Consider the following 16,615-nt stretch of genomic DNA (forward strand, 5'->3'; position numbering starts at 1 on the left):
GAGGCAAAAGCCCCAAAGTCATGGAAACGACCTGTAAGATGCCCAAAGCGAAGATCACCAAAGAAGAGGCGCTGGCCTTTCACCTAGACCCGACCCCCGGCAAGTGGGAGGTGCAGGCCACCGTACCCATGACCACGCAGCGCGATCTTTCGCTGGCCTATAGCCCTGGCGTTGCGGTTCCCTGTGAAGCCATCGCTGAAGCACCAGAGACGGCGTATGACTATACAAACAAAGGCAATCTGGTTGCCGTGATCTCGAACGGTACCGCCGTTCTGGGCCTTGGAAATCTGGGTGCGCTGGGCTCAAAACCGGTGATGGAAGGCAAATCGGTCCTGTTCAAGCGGTTCGCTGATGTGAACTCGATCGATATCGAGCTGGATACCGAAGACCCGGACGAGTTCTGTCGCGCTGTGCGCCTGATGGGTCCGACCTTTGGCGGTATCAATCTGGAAGATATCAAAGCACCCGAATGTTTCATCATCGAACAACGCTTGAAGGAAGAGATGGATATCCCGGTCTTCCACGATGATCAGCATGGCACAGCAGTGATTTGTGCGGCGGGTCTGCTAAACGCATTGCACATCTCGGGCAAGAAGATCGAAGACGTAAAAATCGTCCTGAACGGGGCAGGCGCTGCAGGAATTGCCTGTATCGAACTGCTCAAGGCCATGGGTGCACGGCATGAGAATTGCATCGTCTGCGACACCAAGGGCGTGATTTATCAGGGCCGGACCGAGGGCATGAACCAGTGGAAGTCGGCCCATGCCATCACGACTGATCTTCGCACTTTGGAAGAGGCCATGAAGGATGCGGATGTATTTCTGGGCGTGTCGGTCAAAGGGGCGGTGACACAAGACATGGTCGCCAGCATGGCTGACAATCCGGTGATTTTCGCCATGGCGAACCCTGACCCGGAAATCACCCCGGAAGAGGCGCACGAGGTGCGCGTTGATGCGATCGTCGCGACGGGCCGTAGCGATTATCCGAATCAGGTGAATAACGTTCTGGGTTTTCCCTACCTGTTCCGTGGTGCGCTGGATATTCATGCCCGTGCGATCAATGACGAGATGAAAATCGCCTGCGCCCACGCTCTGGCGCGATTGGCGCGTGAAGATGTTCCGGATGAGGTTGCCATGGCCTATGGCAAGTCGCTGACTTTTGGGCGCGACTACATCATCCCAACGCCTTTTGATCCGCGCCTGATCCACCGTATCCCGCCTGCGGTTGCCAAGGCTGGTATGGATACCGGCGCGGCGCGACGTCCGATCATCGATATGGACGCTTATGAGCTGAGCCTGAAATCCCGCATGGACCCGACCGCAAGCATCTTGCGCGGCTTGAACGCGCGGGCGCGTCAGGCGCAAAGCCGGATGATCTTTGCCGAGGGTGACGATCCGCGCGTATTGCGCGCGGCCGTAATGTACCAACGCTCGGGCTTTGGTAAGGCTTTGGTTGTGGGCCGGCCAGACGACGTAAAGGAAAAGCTCGAATCCGCTGGTCTTGGGGACGCGGTGCGTGAAATTGATGTGGTGAACGCCGCCAACACCGCGCATCTCGAGGCCTATAAGGATTTTCTGTATCAGCGCCTGCAGCGTAAGGGCTTTGATCACAAAGATATTCACCGCCTCGCTGCACGGGATCGACATGTGTTTTCGTCTCTGATGCTGGCGCATGGTCATGCGGACGGTCTGGTGACCGGGGCCACACGCAAGTCGGCGCACGTGCTGGACCGTATCAACCATGTGTTTGACGCCGATGCCGCCCATGGCGCGGCTGGGGTTACCGCGTTGCTGCACAAAGGACGGATTGTCTTGATTGGTGATACGCTGGTGCATGAATGGCCGGACGAGAACGATCTGGCCAATATCGCTGAACGCGCCGCAGCCGTGGCGCGCCACATGGGGCTAGAGCCCCGGGCGGCCTTTGTCAGTTTCTCGACCTTCGGTTACCCGGTGTCTGAACGTGCTGAGAAGATGCACCGTGCCCCGGCAGTGCTGGACGAGCGCGGCGTCGATTTCGAGTACGAAGGCGAGATGACGGTTGATGTCGCCCTGAATGTTGATCAGCAGGAAGCCTATCCGTTCCAACGACTGACCGGACCAGCCAATATCCTGATTGTTCCTGCACGACACTCGGCCTCGATTTCGACCAAACTGATGCAGGAAATGGGCGGCGCCACCGTGATCGGCCCGATCCTGTCCGGCGTCGACAAGCCAATCCAGATCTGTTCGACGGTCTCGACCGCAAATGACATTCTGAACATGGCCATCCTGGCCTCCTGCGATATCGGGTAAATCATGACAATCTGGAACCTTGGCTCAATCAACGCGGATATGGTCTATGCCCTGCCGCATTTGCCCGAAGCGGGTGAGACACTGGCGGCCAGTGGGCTACAGAGGTTTCTGGGTGGCAAGGGCGCCAACATGTCTGTGGCGTCTGCACGAGCCGGATCGCGGGTATCCCATATCGGCGCGGTGGGCTCGGATGGCCTTTGGGCACGGGACCGGCTGACCGAGTATGGCGTGGACACGCGGCATATTGCCGAGGTGGATGTGCCGACCGGTCACGCCATCATCGCAGTAGATGCGCAGGGTGAAAACCTGATCGTTCTGTATCAAGGCGCCAACCATGCCATCTCGAACGACCAACTTGGGCAGGCGTTGTCTTCGGCTGTTTCTGGTGATCTGCTGGTGATGCAGAACGAAACCAATGCGCAGATTGAGGCCGCTAAACTAGGTTGTGAAATGGGGCTGACCGTCTGCTACGCCGCCGCCCCATTTCAGGCAGACGCAGTTCAAGCGGTTCTACCGTATTTGGATTTTCTGATCCTCAACGAAGTCGAGGCCGAGCAATTGCAGGATGCAACGGGTCTCGCCCCTTCAGACCTGCCGGTCGAACATGTGATCGTCACCTTTGGCTCAAAAGGTGCGCGCTACTATCAGCAAGATCATCAACCCCAAGCGTTTCAGGCCCATAAGGTCAACGCTGTGGATACCACCGGGGCAGGTGACACATTCACTGGCTATGTGTTGGCTGGAATGGACCGGGGTATGCCGATGGCGCAGGCGATTGCCCAAGCAAACCGTGCCGCGGCCCTGATGGTCACGCGGCACGGCACTGCAGATGTCATTCCTGATCTGAAAGAGGTGCGCGAAGCGCAGTTTGACTAGGACCCTGCAAAGGGCGCTTCGTTGCCCCACAATTGTTTGACCCGCGCATCGCGACCGCAGGCTTCGCGGTAGGCCTTATAGGCGTTCTTTTGGCGCTTGGGGCCAAAGCGGGTCAGTACCAGCTTGCTACCCTTGTAATAATCCTGGTGATACGCCTCGGCTGGATAAAACGTTCCGGCTTGCAGGATCGGCGTGACCACGGTCTGCCCCAGCGCGTTTTGTGCGCTGGTCTTGGCTTGCTGTGCCTGCGCCTTTTCCCCTTTGTTAGAGACGAAAATTGCTGTGCGATAGCTGTCGCCGCGATCGCAGAACTGGCCACCCGCATCCGTGGGATCGACTGAGCGGAAGAACATGTTCAGCAAGGTTGCACGGGAAACGCGGGCGGGATCGAAGGTGATCTGGACCGCCTCGTAATGCCCTGTTCCGCCTTTCGAGACCTGATCATAGGTGGGACTATCCGTCTTGCCACCGGTATAGCCCGAGACCGCGCCGATCACGCCGGGCACGGACTCGAAATCGGATTCCACGCACCAGAAACAGCCACCGGCGACTGTTAGCGTTTCAGTGCCAGCGGCCGGAGCAGGTAAGGCGCGCAGCATTGCTGCCAACAAGATTAGCACGAACAGAAGTGAAGGTTTCAGGCAATCAAGGTAAGTGATCCGGGTCATGGCAGGTCTCCTTCCGAAACCAAGCTGCCCGCAGATTTTTGTGCTTGCAATGCGCTGACATGATTTGTCACGCGCTGGTGAGACGAGTTTATCAGCCCAGCAGCTGCCCCAGCTTCATCGCAACACCCATGTTGCCCGAGATTTTCAGCTTGCCCAGCGCAACCCCGGTCATTGGGTTCAGCTTACCGGTCAGCAACTTAGAGAGGTTCTCGCGTGAGATGCGGATGGTGCAGTCTGTGTCCCGATCCTGGGTTGAGGCAGTATTCTCCGCCAAAACGATCACACCCTCATCACCACAATCGAACTTAAGCGATCCGTCAAAGCTTTTGCCGTTCAAACCCTTTTGAATTCCGTCGGCGATGTCTTGCAGCATTATCCGTCCTTCCCTGTTTGACGTATGCGTAAAGACAATTTCCTGATCCGGGCAAGCCCGACCCGACGGAAACCCGGCAAAGAAAAACCCCGGTGCCTGATCAGACACCGGGGCCAGATCTAAAATTCTAAACGCTTACTTGCTCAGCCGTTTGTCACGCGCGGCCAGAAGCTTCAGGCGCAGTGCGTTCAACTGGATGAAGCCTGCCGCATCTTTCTGGTCATATGCACCAGCGTCTTCCTCAAAGGTCACGTGCGCCTCGGAGTACAGCGAATGATCCGACCAGCGGCCCACGGTTGAGGCAAGACCTTTGTACAGTTTCACGCGAACGGTGCCGGTGACATGCTCTTGCGACTTGTCGATGGCCGCCTGCAGCATCTCACGCTCGGGCGAGTACCAGAAGCCGTTATAGATCAGCTCGGCATATTGCGGCATCAATTGGTCTTTCAGGTGCATCGCGCCCCGGTCCATGGTGATGGACTCGATCCCACGATGCGCTTCCAGCAGGATGGTGCCGCCGGGGGTTTCGTAAATACCGCGCGATTTCATTCCAACGAAGCGGCCTTCGACCAGATCGAGACGGCCAATGCCGTGCTTGCCGCCATATTCGTTCAGCTTGGTCAGGATGGTCGCGGGGCTCATCGCCTCGCCATTGATGCTGACCGCGTCGCCTTTTTTAAAACCGATCTCGATAAATTCCGGCTCGTTCGGCGCCTCCTCGGGGTGGACAGTGCGCTGATAGACATAGTCGGGTGCCATATCGGCGGGGTCTTCCAGAACCTTACCCTCGGACGAGGTGTGCAGCAGGTTGGCGTCAACCGAGAAGGGCGCTTCGCCGCGCTTGTCCTTGGCAATCGGGATCTGGTTTGCTTCGGCAAATTCCAGCAGACGGGTCCGGCTGGTCAGATCCCACTCACGCCACGGAGCAATGACCTTGATGTCGGGGTTCAGCGCGTAAGCGGCCAGTTCGAACCGCACCTGATCGTTGCCCTTGCCTGTTGCGCCATGGGCGACAGCGTCAGCACCGGTCGCTTCGGCGATCTCGACCAGACGTTTCGAGATCAGAGGCCGTGCGATCGAGGTGCCCAGCAGATACAGCCCTTCGTACTGTGCATTGGCGCGGAACATCGGGAAGACGAAATCGCGGACGAATTCCTCGCGGATGTCTTCGATATAGATGTTCTCGGGTTTGATCCCCAGCAGCTCGGCTTTCTTGCGGGCGGGCTCCAGCTCCTCGCCCTGACCCAGATCGGCGGTGAAGGTCACGACCTCACAACCATACTCGGTCTGCAGCCATTTCAGAATGATCGAGGTATCAAGGCCACCGGAATAGGCCAGAACAACTTTCTTGGGCGCGGACATCTGACTTCCCTTTATGCGTAGAACGACTGGCCCCTAACGGGTTTTGGGCGTGGGGGCAAGCTGTGTGGATTGACGCAGCCCGGGAATTGGGGTGAAACGGGCGGATAGAGAACAAGGATTGGTTGAGAGGGCGGTATTTATGCTGGGATTAGAGATTTTCGTGCATTCGGTGAGGATGGTTCTTAGGAACCTGACGCAGGCGCTACAGATTTCAGTCGTACCGGCGCTCATTGGCGGCTTTTTAGCCATCGGCCTGTTCTTCCTGTTTGGCATCCCTTTCGAAGAATTCAACAGTGAAACCAATGGCTTCCCTGAAGGCGTAACGGCCGCGTCCTTCACCGGTTTTCTGCTCTGCCTTATGGCCGTTGTCTTTGGGGTCATGCTGTGGATTGTCGTGTCGTGGCACCGTTTTGTTCTACTTGAGGAATATCCAAGCGGTTTGGTTCCGCCTTTCAGGTTCGACCGTGTGCTCGCCTATTTCGGACGCCTTCTGATGCTCGGCCTAATCGCTCTTATCATCATGATACCGGGAGCGCTGATCATGGGCATGATGGCGCAATCCTCTGTGGCGCTGGGAATTCTGGTTTGGCTGGGTTTGATCATCATTCTCACGATCGGATTCTATCGGGCCTCCCCGATTTTACCCGGCGCAGCGATCGGAAAACCAATAAAGCTGTCTGAAGCGTGGCAAGCAACCTCGGGCGCAAGCGGAGCCATCGCACTTCTGGTCGTCTTATCCATCCTCTTCCAAATATTGCTTCAGCTACTGGCGTCTTTGCTGCTTTTCGTTCCGATCATCGGTGTCTTGATTGTCTTGTTTGCGAGCATGCTGATCGTCCCACTGATCAATGTCAGTATCCTGACGACGATCTATGGTGTGTTCATCGAAAAACGCGAGCTGGCCTAAGCCCGTACACATATGTATTCCTTGCCCTTTCGACGATGATGGGGCAGGGAATCCAACATGACTGATTTCACGACCCGCGCCCGCGCTGCCGAAAAGGCAATGCGCTCAGTGTTTCCGGCAACTCCGTTGCAGCGGAACGCCCATCTGTCCGACCGTTACGGCGCGGATATCTGGCTCAAGCGCGAAGACCTCAGCCCGGTGCGGTCGTATAAAATCCGTGGTGCGTTCAATGCGATGCGCAAGCAGCAGGGGCAGGGCCTTTTCGTTTGCGCCAGCGCTGGCAACCATGCGCAGGGCGTGGCCTATATGTGTAAGCATCTGGGTGTGCGGGGTGTGATCTTCATGCCGGTGACCACGCCGCAGCAGAAGATCCAGAAGACGCGCATTTTCGGCGGCGACAATATCGAGGTTCACCTGATCGGTGACTATTTCGATGACACGCTGGCTGCGGCGCAAAGCTGGTGCGCAGAACAGGGCGGATATTTCCTGTCTCCGTTCGATGATGCGGATGTGATCGAGGGGCAGGCCTCATTGGCGGTTGAGATCGAAGAGCAATTGGGCCGAGTGCCTGATCATGTAATTCTGCCGGTTGGCGGCGGCGGTATGTCTTCGGGGGTGGCGACCTGGTTCGGGGACCGGGCGCATTGCCTGTTCGTGGAACCGGCCGGCGGGGCGTGTTTGCGCGCGGCGCTTGCAGCGGGGCACCCGGTGGCTCTGGATCATGTGGATACCTTTGTCGATGGCGCAGCAGTAGGCCGGATTGGTGAGAAACCGTTTGAATTGCTGAAATCGCGACATCTGTCGGACGTGCTGACTTTGTCCGAAGACCGCATCTGCACCACCATGATCGAAATGCTGAATGTCGAGGGCATCGTTCTGGAACCTGCCGGTGCATTGGCGGTTGAGGCCGTGGGTGACGTGCAAAGCTTTGTGCGTGGCAAGACGGTGGTCTGTGTGACATCGGGTGGCAACTTCGATTTCGAACGCTTGCCTGAGGTCAAAGAGCGCGCGCAGCGTTATTCCGGGGTCAAGAAATACTTCATCTTACGCCTGCCGCAGCGTCCTGGCGCTTTGAAAGAATTTCTGGGTATTCTGGGGCCCGAAGACGATATCGCACGGTTCGAATACATGAAGAAATCGGCGCGCAATTTTGGTTCGGTGCTAATCGGGATCGAAACCCGCAAGCCCGAGAATTTCATGCGCCTGTTTGCGCATCTGGATGAAGCCGGGTTTACTTATACGGATATCACCGAAGACGAGACGCTGGCACAGTTTGTGATCTAGCGCAGGTTTTCGGCCAGACCGGCCTGAAACAGTATTTTCGACTCGTCGTAGGCCGCGATAATCGCCAGCAAATCAACGGCGGCGCTTTCACCTGCGGCTGCGCGTCGCTCACCGTCCTGGCACAGTTTCGAGAAACTATCAAAGCCAAGACTCAGCGCGCTGCCCTTCAGGAAATGTAGGTTCTGTTCGATCTCGGAGCGGGTAGTGTCATCGCGTAGCTTAGTGATAACTTCCTGAACCTCGTCCAAAAAGATTTCGACAACCTCGGTGAACTCGTCTGCGCCGACTTCATCACGTAACTGTCTGACTCTGGACCACTGAATCATGCCACCCTCTCGCGGTTGCATATTGTTAGACCGTCGCGGGTAAAGATGGGGTTAAATCGCGGCCATTTGGTTTTTCATAGGATGTTAAGCTGAGAGGCATAGCGTTGCGACAACTGGAGAGTTGAGCAAGTACAGGGACTTCATGGTGCCGGATGCCAGTCAAGTAGAGGCCCGGGTCGAGCTGGATTTTGGCGCGATCCGCAAGGTTCTTGTTGTGGACGACAGCCGTCTGCAGCGGCGCATTCTGGTGGCCTCGCTAAAAAAGTGGGGATTCGAGGTTGTTGAAGCCGACAGTGGTGAAGCCGCGATAGAGCTTTGCACCTCGGACCCGCCTGATCTTGTTCTAAGCGACTGGGTCATGCCAGGTATGGGCGGGCTTGAGTTCTGTCGCGCCTTCCGAGAGCTGGACAGTGAGCAATACAGCTATTTCATTCTTCTGACCTCAAAAAGCGAAAAGCAGGAGGTCGCGCGCGGTCTGGATGCTGGGGCAGACGATTTTCTGATCAAGCCGCTTGAGGCTGATGAGCTGCGTGCTCGCATATCGGCCGGGGCGCGTATTCTTGACATGCAACGCGAATTGTCCCGAAAAAACCAGTTGATCGAAACAGCGCTGAACGAACTGAAGCTTGCCCATGATGCGATCGATAAAGATCTGATGCAGGCCCGAAAGATTCAGGACTCGCTGGTGCCCGAATTGAAGGGAACCTTTGGCAACTCACAGGTCAGCCTGCTTCTGAAACCTTGCGGTCATATCGGCGGTGATCTGGTGGGGATGTTCTCGCCCGGTGTCAATCGGCTGGGGTTCTACAGCATCGATGTCTCCGGCCACGGGATCACCTCTGCGATGATGACGGCACGGCTGGGCGGGTATCTGTCCAGTACGCATTTCGATCAGAACATCGCGATGGAGCGTCGGTTCAATAAATTCTACGCCCTTCTGCCACCCGAAGAGGTCGCGTCGTTGCTCAACTCGCGTCTGATCGCCGATGCCGGGATCGAAGAATATTTCACCATGGTCTATGCCATCATCGATCTGCGCAACGGACATCTGAAAATGGTGCAGGCCGGACACCCGCATCCGCTGTTGCTGCGCCGTGATGGTAAAACCGAGTTTCTGGGCGAAGGCGGGTTGCCCATTGGATTGCTGCCTGAGGCGCAGTTTCAGCAGACGGAAACCTATATGCAACCGGGCGACAAGCTGCTCTTGCATTCGGACGGGTTCACCGAATGCCAGCTCGCCGACGGCAGTCTGCTGGATGATGACGGGTTGAAGGCGATGGCTGTTGAATGCGCCGTCGATCACGGTGGACCGGAATTCCTGGATGACATGTTCTGGCGTCTTACACAGGTGATGTCACCGGACAGCGGAATTGCGGATGATGTCTCTGCAGTGTTTTTTGAATATAACGGACCTTGAAGCCCATGCAGGTGGCGCTGGGCGAAATGGGCGTCGCCCTCGTTGCCCAACAGATGAACGGCATCTGCGGTCTCCATCCAAATGGCCTCATGAATGTCTTCGGTCGGAGGGCCTAGGCGTCTGACCGGCTGGGCGCGGTAAATCAGGCAGACCTTCTCGGCCCACAGATCATATTCCGGCATGTAGGTATATCGACGAAACGCACCCACTCTCCGGGGCGCGGCGATCAGCCAGCCGGTTTCTTCGTAAACCTCACGGTGAAGCGCTGTAATGGGTGATTCCCCCGGATCGATGCCACCGCCCGGCAGCTGCAGATCGGGTCCGGGTTCTAGCTGACAGGTCAGCAGCAATCGGTTGCCTTGTGGCAATAGGGCATAAACGCCGACCCGCCGGGTGTATTTTCGCTCTGCCTCGGGGCTTTCACCGAACCGTCTGATCATGTAAGGCCCCTTTCAACCCAAACTGTTCAACCTATATGGTGGCGGTATGCCAACCTGTGGCGCTTAAGGAAACCCCATGTCTATTGGAACCAAAATCGCGTGGGACGATACCGTCCTGCCCTTTCAACTCGATATACCCGACATGCGAGGCCGCGTGGCCCGGCTGGACGGCGTGTTGGGCGGCATCTTGAAACAGCACGACTACCCGGAGGTGGTCGAGGCGCTGGTGGCCGAGATGGCCCTGCTGACTGCATTGATAGGGCAAACGGTATCGCTGCGCTGGAAGCTGTCTCTGCAGGTGCAATCCAAGGGCGCGGTGCGGATGATCGCAACCGATTATTATGCGCCACAGGTCGAGGGCGAACCCGCGCAGATCCGCGCATATGCGAGCTTTGACCGCGACCGGCTGACCGATGCAGCCCCTTTCGATCAGGTGGGTGACGGGTACTTTGCCATCATGATCGACCAAGGTGAAGGTACACAGCCTTATCAGGGCATCACCCCACTGGCCGGGGGATCACTGAGCGCGTGTGCGGAAGCCTATTTCGCGCAGTCCGAACAGCTGCCGACCCGGTTTTCGTTGAGCTTCGGCAAATCGACTGAGCCCGGTGTCGGTGAACACTGGCGCGCTGGCGGGATCATGCTGCAGCACATGCCCAAAGCCTCGCCCTTTGCCGCTTCCGGGGAGGGCAGCGGAGAGATCCTGTCTGCCTCGGATCTGGTGGATGGTGAAGAGGGCGAGAACTGGGATCGCGTCAACATCCTGCTCGACACCGTGGATGATCTGGAGATGATCGGGCCATCCGTTGCGCCAACCGACCTTCTGGTGCGTCTGTTTCACGAGGAACAGCCTCGCGTCTATGATGCACAGCAGGTAAAATTCGGTTGCACTTGTTCCGAAGATCGCGTGCGCCAAAGCCTGTCGATCTATTCGGCGCAGGATATTGCGACAATGACCACGGACGAAGGCACCGTCACAGCAGACTGCCAATTCTGCGGTGCGCACTATGTGCTGGACCCTGCGACCGTCGGTTTCGAGGCCGAAGGCCCGGATGGCGCGTGATCTGATCACAGACCTGACCGAGGCGCTGAGCCGTGACGGGTCCAGGTCCAGTGACTTTGATCTGAACCCGGAAACGGTGCTGCCGGCGGGGCGCAAACTGCGCCCTGCAGGCGTGTTAGTGCCTGTTTCCGTGACGGGAGACGCACCCAGATTGATCTTGACCAAACGCTCTTCGGCGTTGAAACACCATCCGGGCCAGATCGCCTTTCCGGGTGGAAAACAGGATGAGGGCGACATCGACGTTACTGCGACAGCTTTGCGCGAAGCACAGGAAGAAATTGGTCTTCCGCCAGAACTACCCAGTATTCTGGGTCATCTGCCGACTCATGAAACCGTGACGTCCTTTTCGGTCACGCCGGTTGTTGCGATCCTTGAAGCCAGTTTTGAACCAGTCGCCGAACCGGGCGAGGTGGATGAGATCTTCTTCGTTCCGCTTGCGCATGTCCTGAACCCAGAGAATTATGTCGTCGAGTCGCGCCGTTGGCGTGGACAAAGACGGTATTATTATGCTGTGCCCTATGGCCCCTATTATATCTGGGGTGCGACGGCACGGATGCTGCGGGGATTGGCAGCGCGGATGAGTGAATGAAGCGGATCACAGAAGATTGGTTAACCGACCAAGCCACGCAGGATGTATGCACCGCCCTGACCAACGGCGGGGCGCAGGCGCTATTCGTTGGTGGTTGTGTGCGCAATGCTCTGCTGAAGGCGCCGGTTTCTGACATTGATATCGCCACAGACGCTAGGCCTGAACACGTCGTGGAACTGGCGCAGAAAGCTGGGCTGAAGCCGATACCAACAGGGATAGACCATGGCACCGTGACGATTGTCAGCAAAGGTATCCCGCACGAGGTCACGACGTTTCGCCGTGACGTCGAAACGGATGGTCGGCGTGCTGTCGTCGCCTTTTCCAGCAAGGTCGAAGAAGACGCTGCGCGCCGTGATTTCACCATGAACGCGCTTTATGCCAAACCTGACGGCACAATCCTTGATCCGCTGAACGGTTTGCCGGATCTACAGGCGCGTCGCGTACGGTTCATCGGGGAGGCCAGTGATCGCATCCAAGAAGACTACCTAAGGTCGCTCAGATATTTCAGGTTTCATGCTTGGTACGGGGATGTGGATGGTGGCTTTAACCCCGCTGCACTGGATGCAATAGCTGCAAATTTGGACGGGTTAGAGACACTTTCGCGCGAACGGGTCGGGGCAGAGATGCTTAAACTGCTCGCTGCGCCTGACCCCGCGCCGTCGGTTGCCGCCATGCGCGTCACTGGCGTTTTGGCGCAGCTCTTACCCGGGGCTGATGACCGGGCACTGCCGATCCTGATTCAGCTGGAACAAGACGCCCATGCAGCGCCCGAAGCGATTCGTCGTTTGGCAGCGATTGCGTCGCCCGAAGTGGCCAAAACCCTGCGTCTCAGCCGCGCGCAACTGCAGCGTCTGGCTCGGATGCGCGACGAAGCGATGGCGACGACCAGTGTCGCAGAATTGGGTTATCGCTATGGGTCGGAAGGCGGATTGCACGAGACACTTTTGCGTCATGCATTTCTTGAACAGCCTTGGTCCGATGACCTGAACCGAGCTTTGCAAAAAGGGTCCGCGGCCAGTTTCCCGATCAAGGCGGCGGATTTGATCCCCGCCTTCTCGGGCCCCGCGCTGGGCGCAAAACTGGCCGAGCTTGAGACGCGTTGGATCGCGTCGGATTTCGCGCTTAGCCGCGAAGAATTGCTGGCCGACTGATTTGAAGTCTCAAAAAGGGATGACAAACCCGATTTGATTTGGCAGGGTGCGCCTGACTCATATGGAGGGAGGAATGCGAATGTATTACGGGATCTGGTTCGGCTAAAGCCCGGAACACTTTGACCCGTAGGGGTGGTGTTCTGGCGCCATCTTTCTTCGCATGACCTATTTTCTGCTCAATCGGAGCACTCTCCATGTTTCGCTACTTCGAAAATCTCATTGACCCTTTTGTTGCCTATGAACAGGTTGACAAGCCACCGACGCGGCTGTGGCCTTTCATGCTGGGATACTCGCAGCCTTTCAAACGCGTTTTTGTATTGGCCGCGCTGATGTCCGTGGTCGTTGCTGCTGTCGAGGTCGGGCTGATCTTTTATATGGGTCGCGTTGTGGACCTGTTGGGCAGTTCTCCTGCTGAATTCTGGCAGGCGCACGGGACTGAATTGGTCGTGGTTGCCGCCTTGATCCTGTTTATTCGTCCCATCCTTCAGCTTGTTGACGTCTTGCTGCTCAACAACACAATCCTGCCGAACTTTGGCACTCTGATCCGTTGGCGGGCGCATAAACATGTTCTGCGTCAATCGGTTGGCTGGTTCGAGAATGACTTTGCCGGGCGCATCGCAAACCGGGTTGTTCAGACCCCGCCCGCCGCGGGTGAGGTGGTCTTTCAAGTCTTTGACGCGATCTCGTTCTCGATCGCCTACATGATCGGTGCGGCCATTCTGCTTATGGCGGCTGATCCACGGCTGTTGCTGCCATTGCTGATCTGGCTGGTGTTTTACGGTGCGTTGGTGCGCTGGACCGTTAAGCGGGTCGGCCCGGCGTCGCAGGCGGCGTCGGATGCACGCTCGACCGTGACGGGCCGGGTGGTGGATAGCTATACCAACATCCACTCCATCAAGATGTTTGCCCATGACACTCAGGAACAGGACTATGCGCGCGAGGCGATTGCGGAAACCCGCCGCACTTTCCAGATCGAGATGCGGATTTTCACCATTATGGATGCCGCGCTGGTTGCATTGAACGGTGTGCTGATCGTGGGAGTCGTTGGTTGGGCGATCTTGCTTTGGACGCAAGGTAGCGCAACGGTCGGTGTGGTGGCCGCCGCCACAGCCTTGACGCTGCGGCTGAATGCCATGACCGGGTGGATCATGTGGGCGCTGACCAGCTTCTTTCGCGAATTGGGTATCGTTGCCGAGGGTATGCAGACCATCGCGCAGCCCATCGATCTGTTGGACGAACCTAATGCGAAACCTTTGCGGCTGGGTAATGGCCAGATCGAAATACGCGATCTGTCTCATCACTATGGACGGGAAACCGGTGGTTTGGATCACGTCAACTTGACCATCCGGCCAGGCGAAAAGATCGGCCTGATCGGTCGCTCAGGTGCCGGAAAATCGACCCTAGTAAAGCTGCTTTTGCGGTTTTACGACGTCGAGAAGGGTGCGATCCTGATCGATGGCCAGGATATCTCGAAGGTCACGCAGGACAGTTTGCGCAGCCATATTGGCATGGTTCAGCAGGACAGTGCTCTGTTGCACCGCTCGGTTCGGGCCAATATCCTCTATGGTCGGCCTGATGCGACCGAAGAACAGATGATTGCCGCTGCGAAACAGGCCGAAGCGCATGAGTTCATCCTCGATCTGCAAGACCCGGAGGGCCGCACTGGCTATGATGCGCATGTGGGCGAGCGGGGCGTGAAACTGTCGGGCGGTCAGCGGCAGCGTGTAACGCTGGCGCGGGTGATCCTGAAAGACGCGCCGATTTTGCTATTGGACGAGGCGACATCTGCCCTAGATTCCGAAGTCGAAGCCTCGATACAGGAAACACTCTACGGCATGATGCAAGGCAAGACCGTGATCGCCATCGCGCACCGGCTCAGCACGATTGCACAGATGGATCGCATCCTGGTGATGGATGGCGGCCGGATCGTTGAACAAGGCGGCCATTCCGATCTATTGGCGCAAGGAGGGCTTTACGCCCAGTTCTGGGCGCGGCAATCTGGAGGCTTCCTGAACCCGGAGGCCGCTGAATGAGGATTGCCGACCTCATCCAACCGTTCAAAGATACAGAAACGCCCCCGCCGCAAACGCTGGGGGCGTTCATCCGTTGGAGCTTGTCCGGCGCCTGGCCGATGCTGTTCGTCGCAGCAGCCTTCTCGGCGATCGCGGGTGCGATGGAAGCTGGCACCGCCTGGGTCTTGGGCCGCGTCATTGATCTGACCACCAACAGCAGCCCCGAGGCGTTTCTGACCGGCGGCAATCTCGCGATCATTTTGGGTGCTGTCGCATTCTTCATGCTTCTACGCCCCGCACTGTTCGGCCTGTCGTCGGTGGCAAATAACTACATCGTCATGCCCAACATCGCGCCATTGGTTTTGGCAAAACTGAACCGCTGGACGCTGGGCCAGTCGGTGACCTATTTCGATGACGATTTCGCCGGACGTATCGCCCAAAAACAGATGCAGACATCGAACGCCATGACGCAAGTGGTGTCCGAAACAATCAGCGCTATTGTCTTCGCTATTGCCTCACTTGCAGGCTCATTGCTTTTATTAGGGTCTATTCACCCGCTTGTGATGCTGCCATTTGTTGCCTGGCTTGTTGTCTATTTCCTGCTAGTGCGCTGGTATCTTCCACGCATCCGCGTACGCTCTGCCGCGCGGGCGGGGGCGCGGGCGATGGTATCGGGGCAGGTGGTCGATACGATCACCAACATCAAAACCGTCAAGCTGTTTGCCCATTCCGAGTTCGAAGATCATACCGCCCGAAATTCCATGGTCGACCTGCGTGAACGGTCGCTGGAATTCGGCAAGCTATCGGCCAGTTTCCGGTTCATCCTAATGACTCTGGCGGGGGTGCTGCCGGTCCTGTTGATCGGCGCGACACTGTGGTTGTGGCAGGCGGGCATCGCGACGGCCGGGGACATCGTGGCGGCCGGGGCTGTGGCGATACGCATCTCGCAAATGACCGGCTGGGTCAGTTTCACACTGATGGGTCTTTACGCAAATGTCGGTGAGATTGAAAACGGTATGCATACTCTGACCAAGCGCGTTCGGGTCGAGGATGCTCCGAACGCATCGACACTTGTGGTCTCAGAGGGCGAGATTGCCTTTGACAGCGTCAGCTTTGCCTATGGCCGCGATATCGGTGGTGTTGCTAATCTTAATTTCACTGCCGCACCGGGTGAAAAGCTGGGCATAGTCGGGGCCTCAGGTGCGGGGAAATCCACTTTGGTTTCACTTTTGCTAAGGCTCTATGACGGGGAACATGGCGTTATTGCCATCGACGGGCAGAATGTCTCTCACGTGACTCAGGACAGCCTGCGGCAACAGATTGGGATGGTCACGCAGGAAACCGCGATGTTCAATCGTTCGGCGCGCGAGAACATCCTCTATGGTCGTCCTGACGCGACTGAAGATGAGCTGATAGAGGCCGCGACCAAAGCCGAGGCGCATGAATTCATACTCGGTCTAGAGGATGCGCAAGGACGCAAGGGCTATGACGCGCATCTGGGCGAACGCGGCGTGAAGCTGAGCGGCGGGCAACGACAGCGGATCGCCCTGGCTCGCGCTATCCTGAAAGACGCACCGATATTGGTTCTGGACGAGGCGACGTCGGCATTGGATTCCGAGGTCGAGGCAGCGATTCAGATGGCACTGCACCGGGTGATGCAGGGCAAGACCGTGCTGGCTATTGCCCACCGCCTGTCCACGCTTAGCGAGATGGATCGGATTATTGTTCTGGACCACGGTCACATCGTTGAAAGCGGGACGCACGAGGCTCTGCTGGAGCGTGGCGGGTTGTACGCCCGGTTCTGGCATCGCCAATCGGGCGGCTTCATTCAGGCCGAGGCTGCAGAATAAAGG

At 57.4% G+C, this 16,615-nt stretch carries 14 protein-coding genes and 1 pseudogene; 10 read left to right on the top strand and 5 right to left on the bottom strand.

Annotation, left to right across the window (positions count from 1 at the left end; genetic code table 11):
* The first annotated feature begins 38 nt into the window (after positions 1-38).
* Both ACR0JG_RS18050 and ACR0JG_RS18055 read left to right on the top strand, forming a co-directional pair.
* The gene (locus tag ACR0JG_RS18050) at positions 39-2,294 is read left to right on the top strand and encodes an NADP-dependent malic enzyme (RefSeq protein ID WP_170466734.1); all 2,256 of its coding nucleotides are present in this window, start codon (positions 39-41) and stop codon (positions 2,292-2,294) included.
* Between the two features lie 3 nt (positions 2,295-2,297).
* On the top strand, positions 2,298-3,170 hold the full coding sequence (locus ACR0JG_RS18055; RefSeq protein ID WP_170598499.1) for a ribokinase: 873 nt from the start codon (positions 2,298-2,300) through the stop codon (positions 3,168-3,170).
* Here the strand turns inward: ACR0JG_RS18055 and msrA are convergent.
* From msrA to ACR0JG_RS18070, 3 genes are all read right to left on the bottom strand, one after another.
* On the bottom strand, positions 3,167-3,838 hold the full coding sequence (gene msrA / locus ACR0JG_RS18060) for a peptide-methionine (S)-S-oxide reductase MsrA (RefSeq protein WP_170399396.1): 672 nt from the start codon (positions 3,836-3,838) through the stop codon (positions 3,167-3,169). The genes ACR0JG_RS18055 and msrA overlap by 4 nt on opposite strands.
* A gap of 91 nt (positions 3,839-3,929) precedes the next feature.
* Entirely contained in the window at positions 3,930-4,211 is a 282-nt protein-coding gene (locus ACR0JG_RS18065) for an SCP2 sterol-binding domain-containing protein (RefSeq protein ID WP_170408793.1), read from the bottom strand.
* A gap of 135 nt (positions 4,212-4,346) precedes the next feature.
* Complete coding sequence (locus ACR0JG_RS18070; protein ID WP_480571641.1) at positions 4,347-5,573, bottom strand: argininosuccinate synthase; 1,227 nt, start codon at positions 5,571-5,573, stop codon at positions 4,347-4,349.
* Between the two features lie 139 nt (positions 5,574-5,712).
* Here ACR0JG_RS18070 and ACR0JG_RS18075 point away from each other — a divergent pair, with 139 nt between their 5' ends.
* Positions 5,713-6,480: a hypothetical protein gene (locus ACR0JG_RS18075; RefSeq protein ID WP_170408791.1), complete on the top strand. Its 768-nt coding sequence runs from the start codon at positions 5,713-5,715 to the stop codon at positions 6,478-6,480.
* 57 nt (positions 6,481-6,537) lie between these two features.
* A complete protein-coding gene (ilvA, locus tag ACR0JG_RS18080; RefSeq protein WP_170408790.1) occupies positions 6,538-7,764 on the top strand; it encodes a threonine ammonia-lyase IlvA in 1,227 nt (408 codons plus the stop codon).
* Here ilvA and ACR0JG_RS18085 read toward each other — a convergent pair.
* Positions 7,761-8,111, bottom strand: coding sequence for an Hpt domain-containing protein (locus ACR0JG_RS18085; protein ID WP_480571645.1), 351 nt, complete (start codon positions 8,109-8,111; stop codon positions 7,761-7,763). The two genes, ilvA and ACR0JG_RS18085, sit on opposite strands and share 4 nt — an antisense overlap.
* 121 nt (positions 8,112-8,232) lie before the next feature.
* On the opposite strand from ACR0JG_RS18085, the gene ACR0JG_RS18090 reads away from it, so the two are divergent.
* Positions 8,233-9,507: a PP2C family protein-serine/threonine phosphatase gene (locus ACR0JG_RS18090; protein ID WP_480571763.1), complete on the top strand. Its 1,275-nt coding sequence runs from the start codon at positions 8,233-8,235 to the stop codon at positions 9,505-9,507.
* An 8-nt stretch (positions 9,508-9,515) separates the two neighbouring features.
* On the opposite strand, the pseudogene ACR0JG_RS18095 reads toward ACR0JG_RS18090, so the two are convergent.
* Positions 9,516-9,947, bottom strand: a pseudogene (locus tag ACR0JG_RS18095) (NUDIX hydrolase); the annotation flags it as partial.
* A gap of 76 nt (positions 9,948-10,023) precedes the next feature.
* Here ACR0JG_RS18095 and hslO point away from each other — a divergent pair.
* The 5 genes from hslO to ACR0JG_RS18120 all read left to right on the top strand — a co-directional run bounded on the left by hslO (position 10,024) and on the right by ACR0JG_RS18120 (position 16,612).
* Positions 10,024-11,010, top strand: coding sequence for an Hsp33 family molecular chaperone HslO (gene hslO, locus ACR0JG_RS18100; protein ID WP_170399357.1), 987 nt, complete (start codon positions 10,024-10,026; stop codon positions 11,008-11,010).
* The gene (locus tag ACR0JG_RS18105) at positions 11,000-11,599 is read left to right on the top strand and encodes a CoA pyrophosphatase (protein ID WP_480571648.1); all 600 of its coding nucleotides are present in this window, start codon (positions 11,000-11,002) and stop codon (positions 11,597-11,599) included. Before hslO ends, ACR0JG_RS18105 begins: the two co-directional genes overlap by 11 nt.
* The gene (locus tag ACR0JG_RS18110) at positions 11,596-12,750 is read left to right on the top strand and encodes a CCA tRNA nucleotidyltransferase (protein ID WP_480571651.1); all 1,155 of its coding nucleotides are present in this window, start codon (positions 11,596-11,598) and stop codon (positions 12,748-12,750) included. Before ACR0JG_RS18105 ends, ACR0JG_RS18110 begins: the two co-directional genes overlap by 4 nt.
* Before the next feature lie 194 nt (positions 12,751-12,944).
* Positions 12,945-14,783 (top strand): ABC transporter ATP-binding protein, encoded by a 1,839-nt coding sequence (locus ACR0JG_RS18115; protein ID WP_480571654.1) that lies wholly within the window; start codon positions 12,945-12,947, stop codon positions 14,781-14,783.
* Positions 14,780-16,612: an ABC transporter ATP-binding protein gene (locus ACR0JG_RS18120; RefSeq protein ID WP_480571657.1), complete on the top strand. Its 1,833-nt coding sequence runs from the start codon at positions 14,780-14,782 to the stop codon at positions 16,610-16,612. The genes ACR0JG_RS18115 and ACR0JG_RS18120 overlap by 4 nt, the downstream gene beginning before the upstream one ends.
* The last annotated feature ends 3 nt before the right edge of the window (positions 16,613-16,615 follow it).

The sequence above is a fragment of the Ruegeria sp. AD5 genome (assembly GCF_056542345.1).

What these genes read in the sequence shown, in the direction of transcription:
- ACR0JG_RS18050 (WP_170466734.1), top strand. Translation starts at nt 39, where the DNA reads ATGCCCAAAGCGAAGATCACCAAAGAAGAGGCGCTGGCCTTTCACCTA.
- ACR0JG_RS18055 (WP_170598499.1), top strand. Translation starts at nt 2,298, where the DNA reads ATGACAATCTGGAACCTTGGCTCAATCAACGCGGATATGGTCTATGCC.
- msrA (WP_170399396.1), bottom strand. Translation starts at nt 3,838, where the DNA reads ATGACCCGGATCACTTACCTTGATTGCCTGAAACCTTCACTTCTGTTC.
- ACR0JG_RS18065 (WP_170408793.1), bottom strand. Translation starts at nt 4,211, where the DNA reads ATGCTGCAAGACATCGCCGACGGAATTCAAAAGGGTTTGAACGGCAAA.
- ACR0JG_RS18070 (WP_480571641.1), bottom strand. Translation starts at nt 5,573, where the DNA reads ATGTCCGCGCCCAAGAAAGTTGTTCTGGCCTATTCCGGTGGCCTTGAT.
- ACR0JG_RS18075 (WP_170408791.1), top strand. Translation starts at nt 5,713, where the DNA reads ATGCTGGGATTAGAGATTTTCGTGCATTCGGTGAGGATGGTTCTTAGG.
- ilvA (WP_170408790.1), top strand. Translation starts at nt 6,538, where the DNA reads ATGACTGATTTCACGACCCGCGCCCGCGCTGCCGAAAAGGCAATGCGC.
- ACR0JG_RS18085 (WP_480571645.1), bottom strand. Translation starts at nt 8,111, where the DNA reads ATGCAACCGCGAGAGGGTGGCATGATTCAGTGGTCCAGAGTCAGACAG.
- ACR0JG_RS18090 (WP_480571763.1), top strand. Translation starts at nt 8,233, where the DNA reads ATGGTGCCGGATGCCAGTCAAGTAGAGGCCCGGGTCGAGCTGGATTTT.
- hslO (WP_170399357.1), top strand. Translation starts at nt 10,024, where the DNA reads ATGTCTATTGGAACCAAAATCGCGTGGGACGATACCGTCCTGCCCTTT.
- ACR0JG_RS18105 (WP_480571648.1), top strand. Translation starts at nt 11,000, where the DNA reads ATGGCGCGTGATCTGATCACAGACCTGACCGAGGCGCTGAGCCGTGAC.
- ACR0JG_RS18110 (WP_480571651.1), top strand. Translation starts at nt 11,596, where the DNA reads ATGAAGCGGATCACAGAAGATTGGTTAACCGACCAAGCCACGCAGGAT.
- ACR0JG_RS18115 (WP_480571654.1), top strand. Translation starts at nt 12,945, where the DNA reads ATGTTTCGCTACTTCGAAAATCTCATTGACCCTTTTGTTGCCTATGAA.
- ACR0JG_RS18120 (WP_480571657.1), top strand. Translation starts at nt 14,780, where the DNA reads ATGAGGATTGCCGACCTCATCCAACCGTTCAAAGATACAGAAACGCCC.